Raw genomic sequence first — 15,856 nt, 5'->3', positions numbered from 1 at the left:
GCGTAAAAGTCGGGCAAGGGTAACAAAGCCAGCTGATCCGTGCAGGCGATCCTGGCACTTACAGAAAAGCCCTACAGCTTCAGTCGCCATTCAGACGTTCAGCGACGCCGATGCAAATGCTCATGATCAGCTTCAGTTCTTTCTGCACAGTGCTGAGGGAAACATTCAGCTCATCAGCGATTTCCTGATAACTGTTCCCGTGCAAACGGCTAAGGATGAAGATTTGCTGCTGGCGGGGGCTGAGTTGACTGAGGCTCACGTTCAGGCGCTCCAGCATCTGTTCAGCGTGGGCGGCGTCTTCGGCGCTGCTGGTCGGGGCGGCGATGCTGTGCACGACATCCTGCGGCACGTCATCGACCATGGTCCGCGAACGGATCTTGCGCGCACGCAGATGATCCAGTGCCAGATTGCGCGCGGTCTGGAAGACAAAAGGTTCGAGGTGATCGATGGCCCGCTCGCTCAACGCCCGCGTGACGCGCAGGTAGGTCTCCTGCAGCAGGTCTTCAGCGGTGCTGTGATTGTTGACCATCCGCTCCAGCGTACGCAGCAAGGATGTGCGCTGAGTAAGGAAGACGTGGTTGAAGCGCGATTGACTCACGGGAGGACCTGATCGATTTCAAGCGAATGATAATGCTTATCATCTAGTCGACTGGTCAAGCCCTGATTTTGAAAGCTGCGCAAAAAACTGTGGGAGCGAGCCTGCTCGCGAAAGCGGTGGATCAGCCAACATAAATGTTGAATGACACATCGTATTCGCGAGCAGGCTCGCTCCCACAGGGGCAGGGGATAACCTGAGATTATTCCGCGTTACACAGCGCCAGGCAGTTATCCAGCATGCGGTTGGAGAAGCCCCACTCGTTGTCATACCAGGCCAGCACTTTCAGCAGTTTGCCGCTGGATTTGGTGTGGTTGGCGTCGAAGATCGACGACAGCGGGTTGTGGTTGAAGTCGCTGGATACCAGCGGCAAGGTGTTGAAGCCGAGAATCTTCGAGTGTTGGCTAGCCGCTTTCATCAGCGCGTTGACTTCCTCGGCGCTGGCTTCTTTTTTCAGCTGCACGGTCAGGTCCACCAGCGACACATTGATCACCGGCACGCGCACGGCCATGCCGGTCAGTTTGCCCGCCAGTTCCGGCAGCACCAGGCCCACCGCTTCAGCGGCGCCGGTCTTGCTCGGGATCATGTTCTGCGTGGCCGAACGCGCGCGGTACGGGTCGGTGTGATAAACGTCAGTCAGATTCTGATCGTTGGTGTAGGCATGAATCGTGGTCATCAGACCGCTTTCGATCCCCAGTTCGCGGTGCAGCACTTGCGCCACTGGCGCCAGGCAGTTGGTGGTGCACGAAGCGTTGGAGATGATCTGGTGCGACTGGCGCAGAATGTCGTGGTTCACACCATAAACCACAGTGGCGTCGGCGCCTTTGGCCGGGGCCGAGATGATCACTTTGCGTGCGCCGGCAGTAATATGCGCGGCCGCTTTGGCGCGATCGGTAAAGAGACCGGTGCATTCGAACACCACATCAATCTTTTCCGCCGCCCATGGCAACTCGGCCGGGTTGCGAATGGCACTGACCGAGATGCGGTCGCCGTTGACGGTCAGACTTTCGTTGTCATGCTCGACCTGAGCGTCGAACGTGCCGTGAACGGTGTCGTATTTGAGCAGATGAGCATTGATCGAGCTGTCGCCCAGATCGTTGATGGCGACGATCTGCAAATCCTGTCGATAGCCTTGGGTATACAGTGCGCGCAGGACATTACGGCCAATGCGGCCAAAACCATTGATTGCGATTCGAAGAGTCATGGAACAGCGCCGCCGTCGTTTTGTTGTTGGAATTACAAGATTATTCGCATAAAAATAGAAAACAAGCCTTTTTAGTGGCAATATTTTGTTTTATCTACAACGAGTGACCTGAATCAACTGGTCCGAATGGTCAAAAAAACCGTCTGTCATTCCAACAACAACGGCGTTTGATCAGCATAGACAATCAGGTCGCCACATCCGTTAGCCTGGAGTTCTACACATGCATCCCCGCGTCCTTGAGGTCACCGAACGGCTTATCGCCCGCAGCCGCGCCACGCGTCAGGCTTACCTTGCACTGATTCGCGGCGCCGCCACTGACGGGCCGATGCGCGGCAAGCTGCAATGCGCCAACTTCGCCCACGGCGTGGCCGGTTGCGGCAGCGAAGACAAGCACAGCCTGCGGATGATGAACTCGGCGAACATCGCCATTGTGTCTTCGTATAACGACATGCTCTCGGCGCACCAGCCGTACGAAGTGTTCCCGGAACAGATCAAGAACGCCCTGCGCGAAATCGGCTCGGTCGGCCAGTTCGCTGGTGGTACGCCGGCGATGTGCGACGGCGTGACCCAGGGCGAGCCGGGTATGGAGCTGAGCCTGCCGAGCCGCGAAGTGATCGCCATGTCCACGGCGGTGGCGCTGTCACACAACATGTTCGACGGTGCGCTGATGCTCGGCATCTGCGACAAGATCGTCCCGGGCCTGATGATGGGCTCGCTGCGTTTCGGCCATCTGCCGACGATTTTCGTCCCGGGCGGGCCGATGGTCTCGGGGATTTCCAACAAGGAAAAAGCCGACGTGCGCCAGAAGTACGCCGAAGGCAAAGCCACCCGCGAAGAGCTGCTGGAATCGGAGATGAAGTCCTACCACAGCCCGGGCACCTGCACGTTCTACGGCACCGCCAACACCAACCAATTGCTGATGGAAGTCATGGGCCTGCACTTGCCGGGCGCTTCTTTCGTCAACCCGAACACACCGCTGCGTGACGCGCTGACCCGCGAAGCCGCGCACCAGGTCACGCGCCTCACTAAACAAAACGGCAACTTCATGCCGATCGGCGAAATCGTCGACGAGAAGGCGCTGGTCAACTCGATTGTTGCGTTGCACGCCACCGGCGGCTCGACCAACCACACCCTGCACATGCCGGCCATCGCCATGGCCGCGGGCATTCAACTGACCTGGCAGGACATGGCCGACCTCTCCGAAGTCGTGCCGACCCTGAGCCACGTTTACCCGAACGGCAAAGCCGACATCAACCACTTCCAGGCGGCGGGCGGTATGTCGTTCCTGATCCGCGAACTGCTCGCCGCCGGTCTGCTGCACGAAGACGTCAACACCGTGCTCGGCCACGGCCTGAGCAAGTACACCAGAGAGCCGTTCCTCGATAACGGCGAGCTGGTCTGGCGTGAAGGCCCGGTCGACAGCCTCGACGAAAACATCCTGCGCCCGGTCGCTCGTGCGTTTTCGCAGGAAGGCGGTTTGCGCGTGATGGAAGGCAACCTCGGTCGCGGTGTGATGAAGGTGTCCGCTGTGGCGCTGGAAAATCAGATCGTCGAAGCACCAGCGATGGTGTTCCAGGATCAGCAGGACCTTGCCGATGCGTTCAAGGCCGGCCTGCTGGAAAAAGATTTCGTCGCCGTGATGCGCTTCCAGGGCCCGCGTTCCAACGGCATGCCCGAGCTGCACAAGATGACGCCGTTCCTCGGCGTGCTGCAGGATCGCGGCTTCAAAGTCGCGTTGGTGACTGACGGCCGGATGTCCGGCGCCTCGGGGAAAATCCCCGCAGCGATTCACGTCAGCCCTGAAGCTTATGTCGGCGGCGCTTTGGCACGCGTGCAAGAGGGCGATATCATCCGCGTCGATGGCGTCAAAGGCACCTTGGAACTCAAGGTCGACGCCGCAGAATTTGCAGCGCGCGAACCTGCCAAAGGCCTGTTGGGCAACAACATCGGCAGCGGGCGCGAACTGTTCGGCTTCATGCGCATGGCCTTCAGCTCGGCGGAGCAGGGCGCCAGCGCCTTCACTTCTGCCCTGGAGACGCTTAATTGAAACTGGCTTTGGTCGGTGACATCGGAGGCACCAACGCGCGGTTCGCGTTGTGGAAAAACCAGCAACTGCAATCGGTTCAGATTTTGGCCACCGCCGACCACGCCAGCCCGGAAGAGGCGATCAGCCTCTATCTGAGCGGGCTTGGTGTGGCGCCGGGTTCGATCGGTTCGGTATGCCTGTCGGTGGCCGGCCCGGTGAGTGGTGATGAATTCAAGTTCACCAACAACCACTGGCGCCTGAGCCGCACGGCGTTCTGCAAAACCTTGCAGGTCGAGCAGTTGTTGCTGGTCAACGACTTCTCGGCGATGGCGCTGGGCATGACCCGTTTGCAGCCGGGCGAATTCCGCGTGGTCTGCGAGGGTACGCCGGAGCCGTTGCGTCCGGCGGTGGTGATCGGTCCGGGCACTGGCCTTGGCGTCGGCACCTTGCTTGATTTGGGCGAGGGCCGTTTCGCGGCTTTGCCGGGCGAGGGCGGTCATGTTGATTTGCCGCTGAGCAGCCCGCGTGAAACCCAGCTGTGGCAGCACATCCACAACGAGATCGGCCATGTCAGCGCGGAAACCGCGTTGAGTGGCGGCGGTTTGCCGCGGGTTTATCGGGCGATCTGCGCAGTGGACGGGCATGAGCCAACGCTTGATACGCCGGAAGCGATTACGGCTGCTGGCCTGGCGGGTGATCCGATTGCCCTGGAAGTGCTCGAGCAGTTCTGCTGCTGGCTCGGCCGTGTCGCCGGCAACAACGTGCTGACCACGGGCGGGCGTGGTGGGGTGTATATCGTCGGCGGTGTGATTCCACGCTTTGCCGACTTCTTCCTCGAAAGCGGTTTCGCTCGCAGCTTCGCTGACAAAGGGTGCATGAGCGATTACTTCAAAGGCATTCCGGTGTGGCTGGTGACAGCGCCGTATTCCGGGCTTGTCGGTGCTGGCGTGGCCCTGGATCAATCAATCCCGACCTGAAATGCATTCCAATTGTGGGAGCGAGCCTGCTCGCGAAAGCGGTGTGTCAGTCAACAGATTTGTTGAATGTTTAAACCGATTCGCGAGCAGGCTCGCTCCCACAGTGGTTCTGTGGTGTTTGTAAGTTCCATGCTTAAGGCATAATCCGCCCCAATTCCAACAACAAGGATGCCTTCGAAGTGAGCTCAGTCAACAAGTCGATATTGTTGGTCGATGACGACCAGGAAATACGCGAGTTGCTGGAAACCTACCTGACCCGCGCCGGGTTTCAGGTACGGGCCACAGCCGACGGTGCCAGTTTCCGTCAGGCTCTCAACGAGGCGCCGAGCGATCTGGTGATCCTCGATGTCATGCTGCCCGACGAAGACGGCTTCAGCCTGTGCCGTTGGGTACGTCAGCATCCGCGTCAGGCGCAGGTGCCAATTATCATGCTCACCGCCAGTTCCGACGAAGCCGACCGCGTTATCGGTCTGGAACTCGGTGCTGACGACTACCTCGGCAAACCCTTCAGCCCGCGCGAACTGCAAGCCCGCATCAAAGCCCTGCTGCGGCGTGCGCAATTCGGCCAAGAGCGCAGTGGCAGTGACGTGCTGGCCTTCGATGAATGGCGCCTGGACATGGTCAGTCATCGGCTGTTTCACACTGACGGCGAGGAAGTGATTCTCTCCGGCGCCGACTTCGCCCTGCTGAAGCTATTCCTCGATCACCCGCAGGAAATCCTCGACCGCGACACCATCGGCAACGCCACCCGGGGCCGCGACCTGATGCCGCTCGATCGCATCGTCGACATGGCCGTCAGCCGTTTGCGCCAGCGTCTGCGCGACACCGAGAAACCGCCACGGCTGATTCGCACCGTGCGCGGCAGCGGCTACCAACTGGCAGCCAACGTGGTTGCCGGCAATGCTCACTGAGTCGTTGCGCAAACTCGCCGCCAAGGTGCCGGTACCGCGTTCGCTGCTCGGGCGGATGTTGCTGCTGACCTTGCTCGCGGTGTTGTTTGCGCAGACCTTGTCGAGCGTGATCTGGGTCTCGCAACTGCGCGCCACACAACTCGAAGGCCTGGTCACCAGCGCCCGCAGCCTCGCCCATTCGATGACCGCCAGCGTCAGTTATTTCCGCTCGTTGCCGGTGGCTTATCGTCCTTTGGTGCTCGACCAGTTGCGCAGCATGGGCGGCACCCGATTCGTCGTGACGCTCAACGACAAGCCGCTGGGCATGGACGTATTGCCGGTCACGCCGCGTAAAGCGGCGGTGATGAAAGCGGTCGATGAAGTGCTGCGCCAGACCCTCGGCAATGACACGGATATTTCGGTGACCTTTGTCAGCCCCGAAGATCTGCGGATTTTCAACGCCGGGCTGAAACTCGATGAGCTGCCGCGCTCATGGGCGCATTACGCGCTGACTCTGGAGCCGGTCAATCCGCCCGTGCTGGTCACGCAAATTCAAATGGCTCCGGGCGAATGGCTGTACATCGCCTCATTGTTGCCCGAGCCGTACACCAGTCTTGAAGAACAAGGCCTGCCGTCGCAGCAAGTGTGGTTCATCGTCCTCACCAGCGGATTCTTGCTGTTGTTCATCGGCCTGTTGGTGCACTGGCAGAGCCGGCCGCTCAAGCGCCTGGCGCGGGCAGCGCGAGATTTGTCGCTGGGCGCCGACGTCGAGCCAGTGGCCGAGGGCGGCGGCAGTGAGGTGGTCGAAGTGGGCCGCGCGTTCAACACCATGCGCGAGCGCATCAGCCGTTACCTGACTGAGCGCAGCCAGTTGTTCAGCGCGATTTCCCATGACCTGCGCACGCCAATCACCCGTTTGCGTTTGCGCGTCGAACTGCTGGAAGACGAGAAGCTGCAAGCCAAGTTCGGCCGTGATCTGGATGAACTGGAGTTGTTGGTTAAAGGCGCGCTGCAATGCGTGAAAGACACTGACATCCACGAGAACATCGAACCGGTGGACCTCAACCATGTGCTTGATTGTCTGGTCGAGCCGTATCTGGCGCCGAACGGCAACGGTCGGGTGACTCAGCATGGTCGTGCGTTGGCGGCGTATCCGGGTAAACCTTTGGCGTTGAAGCGCTGCATCGGTAATTTGATCGACAACGCGTTGAAGTATGGGCAGAACGCACATCTGCACATCGATGACGATGACAGCGCGTTTGTCTTACACGTTGATGATGAAGGGCCGGGAGTGCCGGAGCAGCGCTTGGAGCAGGTGTTTGAGCCGCACTTCCGGTTGGCGGGGCAGCAGCAGGGATATGGCTTGGGGTTGGGCATTGCACGCAATATTGCCCACAGCCATGGCGGGGAAGTGACGTTGCAGAATTTGCGAGAGGGTGGGTTGCGGGTGACGTTGCAGTTGCCGCGTTCAGCGGATTAGATCAAAAGAGCCCCTCACCCTAGCCCTCTCCCGGTGGGAGAGGGGACTGATCGGGGGATGCTGCAGATATACGCCGACCTGACCGTACAACGCTGAATCCATAATCGACTCGGTATTTCAGGTCGGCGGAAAGCTTATTACACCTCGGTCGGCCCCCTCTCCCTCTGGGCGGTCCGACGTTTCGGGAGGGCTGGGGTGAGGGTGGCTCTTTTGTCACGGATCAGTGACAAACCCCGCCCCCTTCGTTACAAGCCCAACCCGACCCGTTGTTTAGACTCCCCGCAGTCATAACAACAAAAAAGGCCACCCATGGATCTCTTCCAACCCGGCTTCAGCAGTTGGCTGAACGCCCCTGCACACCAGCAATGGCTTGCCGCCGAAGGCCTGCGTCTGCTGGATTTCGCCAAGGCAGCAAAACTCCCGCACGGTTTCGGTAACCTCGACGAACGCGGCCGTCTGCCAGCGAACGCGCAATCCGAAACCATGAACACCGCGCGCATGACCCACAGCTTCGCCATGGCCCATATTCAGGGCCTGCCGGGTTTTGCCGAACTGGTCGATCACGGCATCGCCGCCCTGCGCGGGCCGTTGCGTGATGCGTTGCACGGCGGCTGGTTTGCCGTCGCCGAACACCGCGACGACAACACCGGCAAGAACGCCTACCTGCATGCCTTTGTCGCACTGGCCGCCAGCTCCGCTGTAGTCGCACAGCGTCCCGGCGCCCAAGCGCTGCTGGATGATGCGATCGACATCATTGACACCTATTTCTGGAGTGAAGAAGAGGGCGCCATGCGCGAATTCTTCAATCGCGACTGGAGCGAAGAAGAAGCCTATCGCGGCGCCAACAGCAACATGCACGCGACCGAAGCGTTCCTCGCGCTGGCCGATGTCACTGAAGATCCGCGCTGGCTGGTACGTGCGCAACGCATCGTTGAGCGGGTGATCCACGGTCACGCCGCTGGCAACGGTTACATGGTCATCGAGCATTTCGACCGCGACTGGCAACCGCTGCGCGACTACAACCACGACAATCCTGCCGACGGTTTCCGCCCGTACGGCACCACCCCGGGCCACGGTTTTGAGTGGGCGCGGCTCTTGCTCCATCTCGAAGCCGCGCGGGTGCAGGCCGGCATGTTGACGCCCGGCTGGCTCGCCACCGACGCGCAAAAACTGTTCGAGAACAATTGCCGCAACGGTTGGGACGTCGATGGTTTGCCGGGCATCGTCTACACCCTCGACTGGCACAACAAAGCCGTTGTCCGCCATCGTCTGCACTGGACGCACGCCGAGGCCAGCGCTGCTGCCAGCGCCTTGCTCAAACGCAGCGGTGATGCGCAATACGAAACCTGGTACCGACTGTTCTGGGAATTCTGCGAGATGAATTTCATCGACCGTTGCGACGGCAGCTGGCACCACGAACTCAACCCGCAAAACCTGCCAAGTGCCGATATCTGGCCGGGTAAACCCGATCTGTATCACGCCTGGCAGGCGGTGCTGATCCCTCGTCTACCCTTGTCGCCGAGCATGGCGACTGCGCTGGCGCAGTTGTCCCAGAGCAGTCCTGTGTAACCATACGGTGACATTCGCGCATCCCTTCGTTACCTGCGAAGGGAAACGTCCTGTTTAAACTCCTGTGCAGCGCAAGCACCAGACTTGCATGCATAACAACAAGAAAGGTACATCTCAGATGAATGCGATTTCTCGCCTCGCTACTGTCATTTCTGTCGCCTCCCTGTTTCCGCTCGCAATTCTGCCTCTCAGTGTTTCCGCTGCCGAATCCAAAGGTTCGGTCGAAGTCGTGCACTGGTGGACGTCCGGTGGCGAAAAAGCCGCTGTTGATGTGCTCAAGGCGCAAGTCGAAAAAGACGGTTTCACCTGGAAAGACGGCGCTGTCGCCGGTGGTGGCGGTGCGACTGCCATGACCGTGCTGAAAAGCCGTGCCGTTGCCGGCAACCCGCCTGGCGTTGCCCAGATCAAAGGCCCGGATATTCAGGAATGGGCGTCCACTGGCCTGCTCGATACCGACGTGCTGAAAGACGTCGCCAAGTCGGAAAAGTGGGACAGCCTGCTCGACAAGAAAGTCTCCGATACCGTGAAGTACGACGGTGATTACGTGGCCGTGCCGGTGAACATTCACCGCGTGAACTGGCTGTGGATCAACCCGGAAGTGTTCAAGAAAGCCGGTATCACCAAGAACCCGACCACCCTCGAAGAATTCTATGCCGCTGGCGACAAGCTGAAAGCGGCGGGCTTCATTCCGCTGGCTCACGGCGGTCAGCCTTGGCAGGACAGCACCGTGTTCGAAGCTGTAGTGCTTTCGGTCATGGGTGTCGACGGTTACAAGAAAGCCCTGGTTGACCTGGACAACGCCGCGCTGACCGGCCCGGAAATGGTCAAGGCGCTGACCGAGCTGAAGAAAGTCGCGACCTACATGGACGCCGACGGCAAAGGTCAGGACTGGAACCTCGAAGCGGCCAAGGTCATCAACGGCAAGGCCGGCATGCAGATCATGGGTGACTGGGCCAAGTCCGAATGGACCGCCGCCAAGAAAGTCGCCGGCAAGGATTACGAGTGCGTAGCCTTCCCGGGCACCGACAAGGCGTTCACCTACAACATCGACTCGCTGGCCGTGTTCAAGCAGAAAGACGCAGGTACTGCGGCCGGTCAGCAGGACATCGCCAAAGTCGTGCTGGGTGAAAACTTCCAGAAAGTCTTCAGCATCAACAAAGGCTCGATCCCGGTACGCAACGACATGTTGAACAACATGGACAAGCTTGGTTTCGACTCCTGCGCCCAGACCGCTGCCAAGGACTTCCTGGCAGACGCCAAGTCCGGTGGCCTGCAGCCAAGCATGGCGCACAACATGGCGACCACGCTGGCGGTGCAAGGTGCATTCTTTGATGTCGTGACCAACTACATCAACGACCCGAAAGCCGACCCGGCCGACACTGCCAAGAAACTGGGGGCGGCGATCAAGTCGTCCAAATAAGCGTCGGTAGCACAGGCTTCTCCTGTGGGAGCGAGCCTGTTCGCGAAGGCGTTGTGTCAGTTGCTCCATCCGTCGACTGATACACCGCATTCGCGAGCAGGCTCGCTCCCACAAGGGATCTCACTGTAGTTTTTATTCCCTGTACTGGATTTCCCCATGAGTTCTGTTGCTGTGTTCAGCAAGGCCTCGCCGTTCGATGCATTGCAACGCTGGCTACCCAAACTGGTGCTGGCGCCGAGCATGTTCATCGTGCTGGTGGGCTTCTATGGCTACATCCTGTGGACGTTCGTGCTGTCGTTCACCACCTCGACCTTCCTGCCCAACTACAACTGGGCCGGTCTGGCGCAATACGCGCGGTTGTTCGACAACGATCGCTGGTGGGTCGCGAGCAAGAACCTCGCGGTGTTCGGCGGTATGTTCATCGGCATCACCTTGGTGATCGGCGTGTTGCTGGCGGTGTTCCTCGACCAGCGCATCCGTCGCGAAGGCTTTATCCGCACCATTTACCTGTACCCGATGGCGCTCTCGATGATCGTCACCGGTACCGCGTGGAAATGGCTGCTCAACCCGGGCATGGGCCTGGACAAATTGTTGCGTGACTGGGGCTGGGAAGGCTTCCGTCTCGACTGGCTGATCGACCCGGATCGCGTGGTCTACTGCCTGGTGATCGCTGCTGTGTGGCAAGCCTCGGGCTTCATCATGGCGATGTTTTTGGCCGGCCTGCGTGGCGTTGATCAATCAATCATCCGTGCCGCGCAGATCGATGGCGCGAGCATGCCGACGATCTACTGGAAAGTGGTGCTGCCAAGCCTGCGTCCGGTGTTCTTCAGTGCGGTGATGATTCTCGCGCACATCGCGATCAAGAGCTTCGACCTGGTCGCGGCGATGACCGCCGGTGGTCCGGGTTATTCCTCCGACCTGCCAGCGATGTTCATGTATTCCTTCACCTTCAGTCGCGGCCAGATGGGCATGGGCTCGGCCAGTGCAATTCTGATGCTCGGTGCGATCCTCGCGATCATCGTGCCTTACCTGTATTCCGAGCTGAGGACCAAGCGCAATGACTAGTCTCGCTGCCAAACCTGCTATCAGCCTGAGTCGCGTCGCGATCTACGCGGTGCTGATCCTCGCCGTACTGCTTTATCTGGTGCCGCTGGTGGTCATGTTGCTCACCAGCTTCAAGACCCCGGAAGACATCAGCACCGGCAACCTGCTGAGCTGGCCGACCGTGGTCAGCGGCATCGGCTGGGTCAAGGCCTGGGCCACGGTTGACGGTTACTTCTGGAACTCGATCAAGATCACCGTTCCGGCCGTGATCATCTCCACCGCCATCGGTGCGTTGAACGGTTATGTGCTGTCGTTCTGGCGCTTCCGTGGTTCGCAGTTGTTCTTCGGTCTGCTGTTATTCGGCTGCTTCCTGCCGTTCCAGACCGTGCTGCTGCCGGCCTCGTTCACCCTCGGCAAAATGGGCCTGGCGAGCACCACCACCGGTCTGGTGTTTATCCATGTGGTTTACGGTCTGGCGTTCACCACGCTGTTCTTCCGTAACTACTACGTGAGCATTCCGGATGCGTTGGTGAAAGCTGCACGCCTCGACGGCGCGGGTTTCTTCACGATTTTCCGCCGGATCATTCTGCCGATGTCGACGCCGATCATCATGGTCTGCCTGATCTGGCAGTTCACCCAGATCTGGAACGACTTCCTGTTCGGTGTGGTGTTCTCCAGCGGTGATTCGCAGCCGATTACGGTAGCGCTGAACAACCTGGTCAACACCAGCACCGGCGCCAAGGAATACAACGTTGATATGGCAGCGGCGATGATCGCCGGCCTGCCGACCCTGCTGGTCTATGTGGTCGCAGGCAAGTATTTCGTGCGCGGGCTGACGGCCGGCGCAGTCAAGGGGTAATCATGGCAACGCTCGAACTTCGCAACGTTAACAAGACCTACGGTGCCGGCCTGCCGGACACCCTGAAGAACATCGAACTGTCGATCAAGGACGGTGAGTTCCTGATCCTCGTCGGCCCGTCGGGCTGCGGCAAGTCGACCCTGATGAACTGCATCGCCGGTCTGGAAACCATCACCGGCGGCGCGATCATGATCGGTGATCAGGACGTCAGCGGCATGAGCCCGAAGGATCGCGACATCGCCATGGTGTTCCAGTCCTACGCGCTGTACCCGACCATGAGCGTGCGCGAGAACATCGAGTTCGGCCTGAAGATCCGCAAGATGCCGCAGTCGGCGATCGACGAAGAAGTCGCGCGCGTGGCCAAGCTGTTGCAGATCGAACACCTGCTCAATCGTAAACCGGGTCAGCTCTCCGGCGGTCAGCAACAGCGTGTGGCGATGGGCCGTGCCCTGGCACGTCGACCAAAGATTTATCTGTTCGACGAACCGCTGTCCAACCTCGACGCCAAGCTGCGCGTCGAGATGCGCACCGAAATGAAACTGATGCACCAGCGCCTGAAAACCACCACGGTCTACGTGACCCACGACCAGATCGAAGCAATGACCCTGGGCGACAAGGTTGCGGTGATGAAGGACGGCATCATTCAGCAGTTCGGCACGCCGAAAGACATCTACAACAACCCGGCCAACCTGTTCGTGGCGAGCTTCATCGGTTCGCCGCCGATGAACTTCATCCCGCTGCGTCTGCAACGCAAGGACGGTCGTTTGTTGGCGCTGCTCGACAGCGGTCAGGCGCGTTGCGAGTTGCCGATGAGCATGCAGGACGCCGGTCTTGAAGATCGCGAAGTGATCCTCGGCCTGCGCCCGGAACAAATCGTCTTGGCGAACGGCGAGGGCAATGGCCTGCCGAGCATTCGTGCCGAAGTGCAGGTCACCGAGCCGACTGGTCCGGACACCCTGGTGTTCGTCAATTTGAATGACACGAAAGTCTGCTGCCGTCTGGCACCAGACGTGGCGCCGCAGGTGGGCGAGAGCCTGACGCTGCAGTTCGATCCGTCGAAAGTGTTGTTGTTCGACGCCAACACCGGTGAGCGCCTCGGCACTGCCGGCCAACCACAGACCGATGCGCGGTCTGCGAACGTGGCGCAATTCAAAGGCCGCTGAAGAACAACTGTGGGAGCGAGCCTGCTCGCGAAAGCGGTCTGACATCCAGCATTGATGTCGCCTGATACACCGCATTCGCGAGCAGGCTCGCTCCCACAAAGGAGCACGCGGTGGATTGCCTGTAATCCATCGCAATTTATGTAAACCGCGTTAGATAAAAACAGTTAATAACAATAAAGACGAGGATGTAGGGATGAAAAAGAAACACGTCAATGCCCGGTTGATCTGCCAAGTGTCGGCTGCGGCGGCCTTGGTGCTGGCCGGTAACGCCATGGCGGCGGACGCCTTCAGTTCCGATTCGAAATGGATGACCGGCGACTGGGGTGGCGAGCGTACCAAGCTGATCGAGCAGGGTATCGACATCAAGGCCGATTACGTTGGGGAAATGGGCGCCAACCTGCACGGCGGCTACAACGATGACAAGACCGGACGCTACAGCGATCAGTTCGGTCTGGGCGTGGCTCTCGATCTGCAAAAGCTGTGGGGCTGGGATAACACTCAGGCGAAGATCCAGCTGACCAACCGTAACGGCTACAACATCTCCAACGACCGCGTTGGCGATCCGCGTGCCGGCACCCTCAGTTCCTCGCAAGAAGTTTACGGCCGTGGCCACATGGTGCGTCTGACCCAGTTGTGGATTCAGCACCAGTTCTTCGACAACAAGCTCGACGTCAAGGCCGGTTACTTCGGTGAAGGCGAAGACTTCAACACCTTCCCGTGCGACTTCCAGAACCTGGCGTTCTGCGGTTCGCAAGTGGGTAACTGGGCGACCAACATCTGGTACAACTGGCCCGTCAGCCAGGCCGCGATCCGCGTGAAGTACAACATCAACGACGAGCTCTACGCGCAAATCGGTGCGTACAACCAGAACCCGTCGCAGCTGGAGCACGGCAACGGCTTCAAGCTCAGCGGCAGCGGCACCAAAGGTACTGTGTTGCCGGTCGAGCTGGTCTGGTCGCCGAAGGTCAACAGCCTGCCGGGCGAATACCGCGTCGGTTACTACAAGAGCACGGCTGATGCCGACGACGTTCGTGAAGACGTCAACGGTTTCGACGCTGCCACTACTGGCGACGCCTACAAAACCCACAACAGCAAAAGCGGTTACTGGTTCGTCGCGCAACAGCAACTCACCAGCCACAACGGTGATGCAACTCGCGGTCTGAACATCGCGGCCAACGCCACGTTCCACGACAAAGACACCAACTTCATCGACAACTACCAGTCGGTGATGTTTGTCTACAAAGGCCCGTTCGACGCGCGTCCGAAGGATGACGTCGGTATCGGCGCGGCGCGTATCCACGTCAACGATGACGTGAAGAAAAACGCCGAGCTGCTGAATGCTTCCAACGGTGTTTCGGACTACGACAACCCGGTGTTCTCGCCGATTCGTGAAACCGAATACAACTACGAGATCAACTACGGCTTCCACGTCACCAACTGGCTGACGGTACGTCCTAACCTGCAGTACATCACTCACCCGGGTGGTGTGGATGAAGTGGACAACGCTTTGGTCGCTGGCCTGAAAATTCAGTCTACGTTCTAACGCGTCTGCGATAAGCTCCTCTCTATGTGCGCATATTTGCGGACAGCCAAGGCTGTCCGCTTTTTTTTGGGGCAAGCGCCGCCCTGTGAAAGTCGATTTCAGGACCGTGGCAAATGCATGAGCATCCGCTACAACGCTTCTTCAAATCCCTGCGTGAACAACCGGTGTTCGCCTGGGAGCGCTATCAGATGCGCGACGTGTTGGTGATCGATCACCCGCTGTGTCAGGCGGTGTTCAGTCGTCAGGGCGCGCAGTTGCTGCACTTTCAGCCGCGTGGGCAAAAGCCGTGGTTGTGGTGTGCGGCGAAGTGGCCGCATGTCGGCGCGATCCGTGGTGGTGTGCCGGTGTGCTGGCCATGGTATGGCCGTCACCCGAGCGAAAACGCCTGGCCATCGCATGGTTGGGCGCGTTTGCTCGACTGGAAGTTGCTCGACAGCAGCAGCGCCGAAGATGGCGTACGCCTGCACTGGCAATTGCAGTTGTGCGACTGGCAGGTTGACCTGCACGCACACCTTGGCGAGCGCATGGAATTACGCCTGAGCACCGAGCATCAGGACGACATGCCGTGCCAGTTGAGCCAGGCTTTGCACGCTTACTGGCGTATTGGCGATGTTGGTGAGATAGCGCTGTCTGGGCTTGAAGGGGCGCAGGGTTATGACCAATTGAATCGGCAGGTTTGCCAGCAGGAAGGCGAGTTAAGGGTTGATGGCGGCTGTCAGCGAGTGTTCCAGCATGACGGCGAATTGCAGCTCAAAGATCACGCCTGGCAGCGCGAGTTGTGCATCGATACCGGTGACAGTGCCGACACGGTGGTGTGGCATCCGGGCGCTCGGCCGTTGTTGGGCGTGACGTGGGATGAGATTTCCGAGTTCGTGTGCGTGGAAGCGGCGGCGGGTGGGACGGACAGCCTGCATCTGGCGCCGGGGGAGAAGGCGCATTTGAGTTTGCAGGCGTGGGCGGCGGCTTGAGTGTGTCAGGTACACCGCTACCCTCACCCTAGCCCTCTCCCGGAGGGAGAGGGGACTGATTGCGGGATGCTCAAAAGTTACGCCGACGTGAAAGTGCAGCGCTGAATCCATAATCGAC

Annotated in this window: 13 protein-coding genes; 11 read left to right on the top strand and 2 right to left on the bottom strand. The window is 59.6% G+C overall.

What is annotated here, in order from left to right; genetic code table 11:
- Positions 1-79: 79 nt before the first annotated feature.
- On the bottom strand, positions 80-598 hold the full coding sequence (locus ACRRSD_RS08545) for an RNA polymerase sigma factor (protein ID WP_435037794.1): 519 nt from the start codon (positions 596-598) through the stop codon (positions 80-82).
- A gap of 199 nt (positions 599-797) precedes the next feature.
- Positions 798-1,799, bottom strand: coding sequence for a type I glyceraldehyde-3-phosphate dehydrogenase (gene gap / locus ACRRSD_RS08540; protein ID WP_435037793.1), 1,002 nt, complete (start codon positions 1,797-1,799; stop codon positions 798-800).
- A 220-nt stretch (positions 1,800-2,019) separates the two neighbouring features.
- Between gap and edd the strand changes: the two genes are divergently transcribed.
- The 11 genes from edd (at position 2,020) to ACRRSD_RS08485 (ending at position 15,738) form a co-directional block, all read left to right on the top strand.
- On the top strand, positions 2,020-3,846 hold the full coding sequence (edd, locus tag ACRRSD_RS08535; RefSeq protein ID WP_435037792.1) for a phosphogluconate dehydratase: 1,827 nt from the start codon (positions 2,020-2,022) through the stop codon (positions 3,844-3,846).
- Positions 3,843-4,802 carry a glucokinase gene (locus ACRRSD_RS08530; RefSeq protein ID WP_435037791.1) on the top strand — a complete coding sequence of 320 codons (960 nt, stop codon included), beginning with the start codon at positions 3,843-3,845 and terminating at the stop codon, positions 4,800-4,802. The genes edd and ACRRSD_RS08530 overlap by 4 nt, the downstream gene beginning before the upstream one ends.
- Positions 4,803-4,981: 179 nt before the next feature.
- Complete coding sequence (locus ACRRSD_RS08525; RefSeq protein ID WP_007917879.1) at positions 4,982-5,713, top strand: response regulator; 732 nt, start codon at positions 4,982-4,984, stop codon at positions 5,711-5,713.
- Positions 5,703-7,172 (top strand): ATP-binding protein, encoded by a 1,470-nt coding sequence (locus tag ACRRSD_RS08520; RefSeq protein ID WP_077574255.1) that lies wholly within the window; start codon positions 5,703-5,705, stop codon positions 7,170-7,172. The genes ACRRSD_RS08525 and ACRRSD_RS08520 overlap by 11 nt, the downstream gene beginning before the upstream one ends.
- Before the next feature lie 309 nt (positions 7,173-7,481).
- A complete protein-coding gene (locus ACRRSD_RS08515; RefSeq protein ID WP_435037790.1) occupies positions 7,482-8,741 on the top strand; it encodes a D-mannose isomerase in 1,260 nt (419 codons plus the stop codon).
- 118 nt (positions 8,742-8,859) lie between these two features.
- Positions 8,860-10,161, top strand: coding sequence for an ABC transporter substrate-binding protein (locus tag ACRRSD_RS08510; protein ID WP_016983700.1), 1,302 nt, complete (start codon positions 8,860-8,862; stop codon positions 10,159-10,161).
- 156 nt (positions 10,162-10,317) lie between these two features.
- Positions 10,318-11,226: a carbohydrate ABC transporter permease gene (locus ACRRSD_RS08505; protein WP_435037789.1), complete on the top strand. Its 909-nt coding sequence runs from the start codon at positions 10,318-10,320 to the stop codon at positions 11,224-11,226.
- Positions 11,219-12,064, top strand: a complete 846-nt coding sequence (locus ACRRSD_RS08500) for a carbohydrate ABC transporter permease (RefSeq protein WP_016983699.1) — start codon at positions 11,219-11,221, stop codon at positions 12,062-12,064. Before ACRRSD_RS08505 ends, ACRRSD_RS08500 begins: the two co-directional genes overlap by 8 nt.
- A 2-nt stretch (positions 12,065-12,066) precedes the next feature.
- Positions 12,067-13,227, top strand: coding sequence for an ABC transporter ATP-binding protein (locus ACRRSD_RS08495; RefSeq protein ID WP_435037788.1), 1,161 nt, complete (start codon positions 12,067-12,069; stop codon positions 13,225-13,227).
- A gap of 193 nt (positions 13,228-13,420) precedes the next feature.
- Positions 13,421-14,770 carry a carbohydrate porin gene (locus tag ACRRSD_RS08490; RefSeq protein WP_322844545.1) on the top strand — a complete coding sequence of 450 codons (1,350 nt, stop codon included), beginning with the start codon at positions 13,421-13,423 and terminating at the stop codon, positions 14,768-14,770.
- A 113-nt stretch (positions 14,771-14,883) separates the two neighbouring features.
- Positions 14,884-15,738 carry a D-hexose-6-phosphate mutarotase gene (locus ACRRSD_RS08485; RefSeq protein ID WP_007917868.1) on the top strand — a complete coding sequence of 285 codons (855 nt, stop codon included), beginning with the start codon at positions 14,884-14,886 and terminating at the stop codon, positions 15,736-15,738.
- Positions 15,739-15,856: the final 118 nt, after the last annotated feature.

It is taken from the genome of Pseudomonas neuropathica, assembly GCF_051174785.1.
GTDB classification, from domain to species: Bacteria; Pseudomonadota; Gammaproteobacteria; order Pseudomonadales; family Pseudomonadaceae; genus Aquipseudomonas; species Aquipseudomonas neuropathica_A.
The sequence above is the reverse complement of the archived record's forward strand: the minus strand, read 5'-3'. Positions and strand labels throughout refer to the sequence as shown.

Bases quoted from the DNA above. Each gene is read 5' to 3' on its own strand.
- gap (WP_435037793.1), bottom strand. From the start codon at position 1,799: ATGACTCTTCGAATCGCAATCAATGGTTTTGGCCGCATTGGCCGTAAT.
- edd (WP_435037792.1), top strand. From the start codon at position 2,020: ATGCATCCCCGCGTCCTTGAGGTCACCGAACGGCTTATCGCCCGCAGC.
- ACRRSD_RS08520 (WP_077574255.1), top strand. From the start codon at position 5,703: ATGCTCACTGAGTCGTTGCGCAAACTCGCCGCCAAGGTGCCGGTACCG.
- ACRRSD_RS08515 (WP_435037790.1), top strand. From the start codon at position 7,482: ATGGATCTCTTCCAACCCGGCTTCAGCAGTTGGCTGAACGCCCCTGCA.
- ACRRSD_RS08510 (WP_016983700.1), top strand. From the start codon at position 8,860: ATGAATGCGATTTCTCGCCTCGCTACTGTCATTTCTGTCGCCTCCCTG.
- ACRRSD_RS08505 (WP_435037789.1), top strand. From the start codon at position 10,318: ATGAGTTCTGTTGCTGTGTTCAGCAAGGCCTCGCCGTTCGATGCATTG.
- ACRRSD_RS08500 (WP_016983699.1), top strand. From the start codon at position 11,219: ATGACTAGTCTCGCTGCCAAACCTGCTATCAGCCTGAGTCGCGTCGCG.
- ACRRSD_RS08495 (WP_435037788.1), top strand. From the start codon at position 12,067: ATGGCAACGCTCGAACTTCGCAACGTTAACAAGACCTACGGTGCCGGC.
- ACRRSD_RS08490 (WP_322844545.1), top strand. From the start codon at position 13,421: ATGAAAAAGAAACACGTCAATGCCCGGTTGATCTGCCAAGTGTCGGCT.
- ACRRSD_RS08485 (WP_007917868.1), top strand. From the start codon at position 14,884: ATGCATGAGCATCCGCTACAACGCTTCTTCAAATCCCTGCGTGAACAA.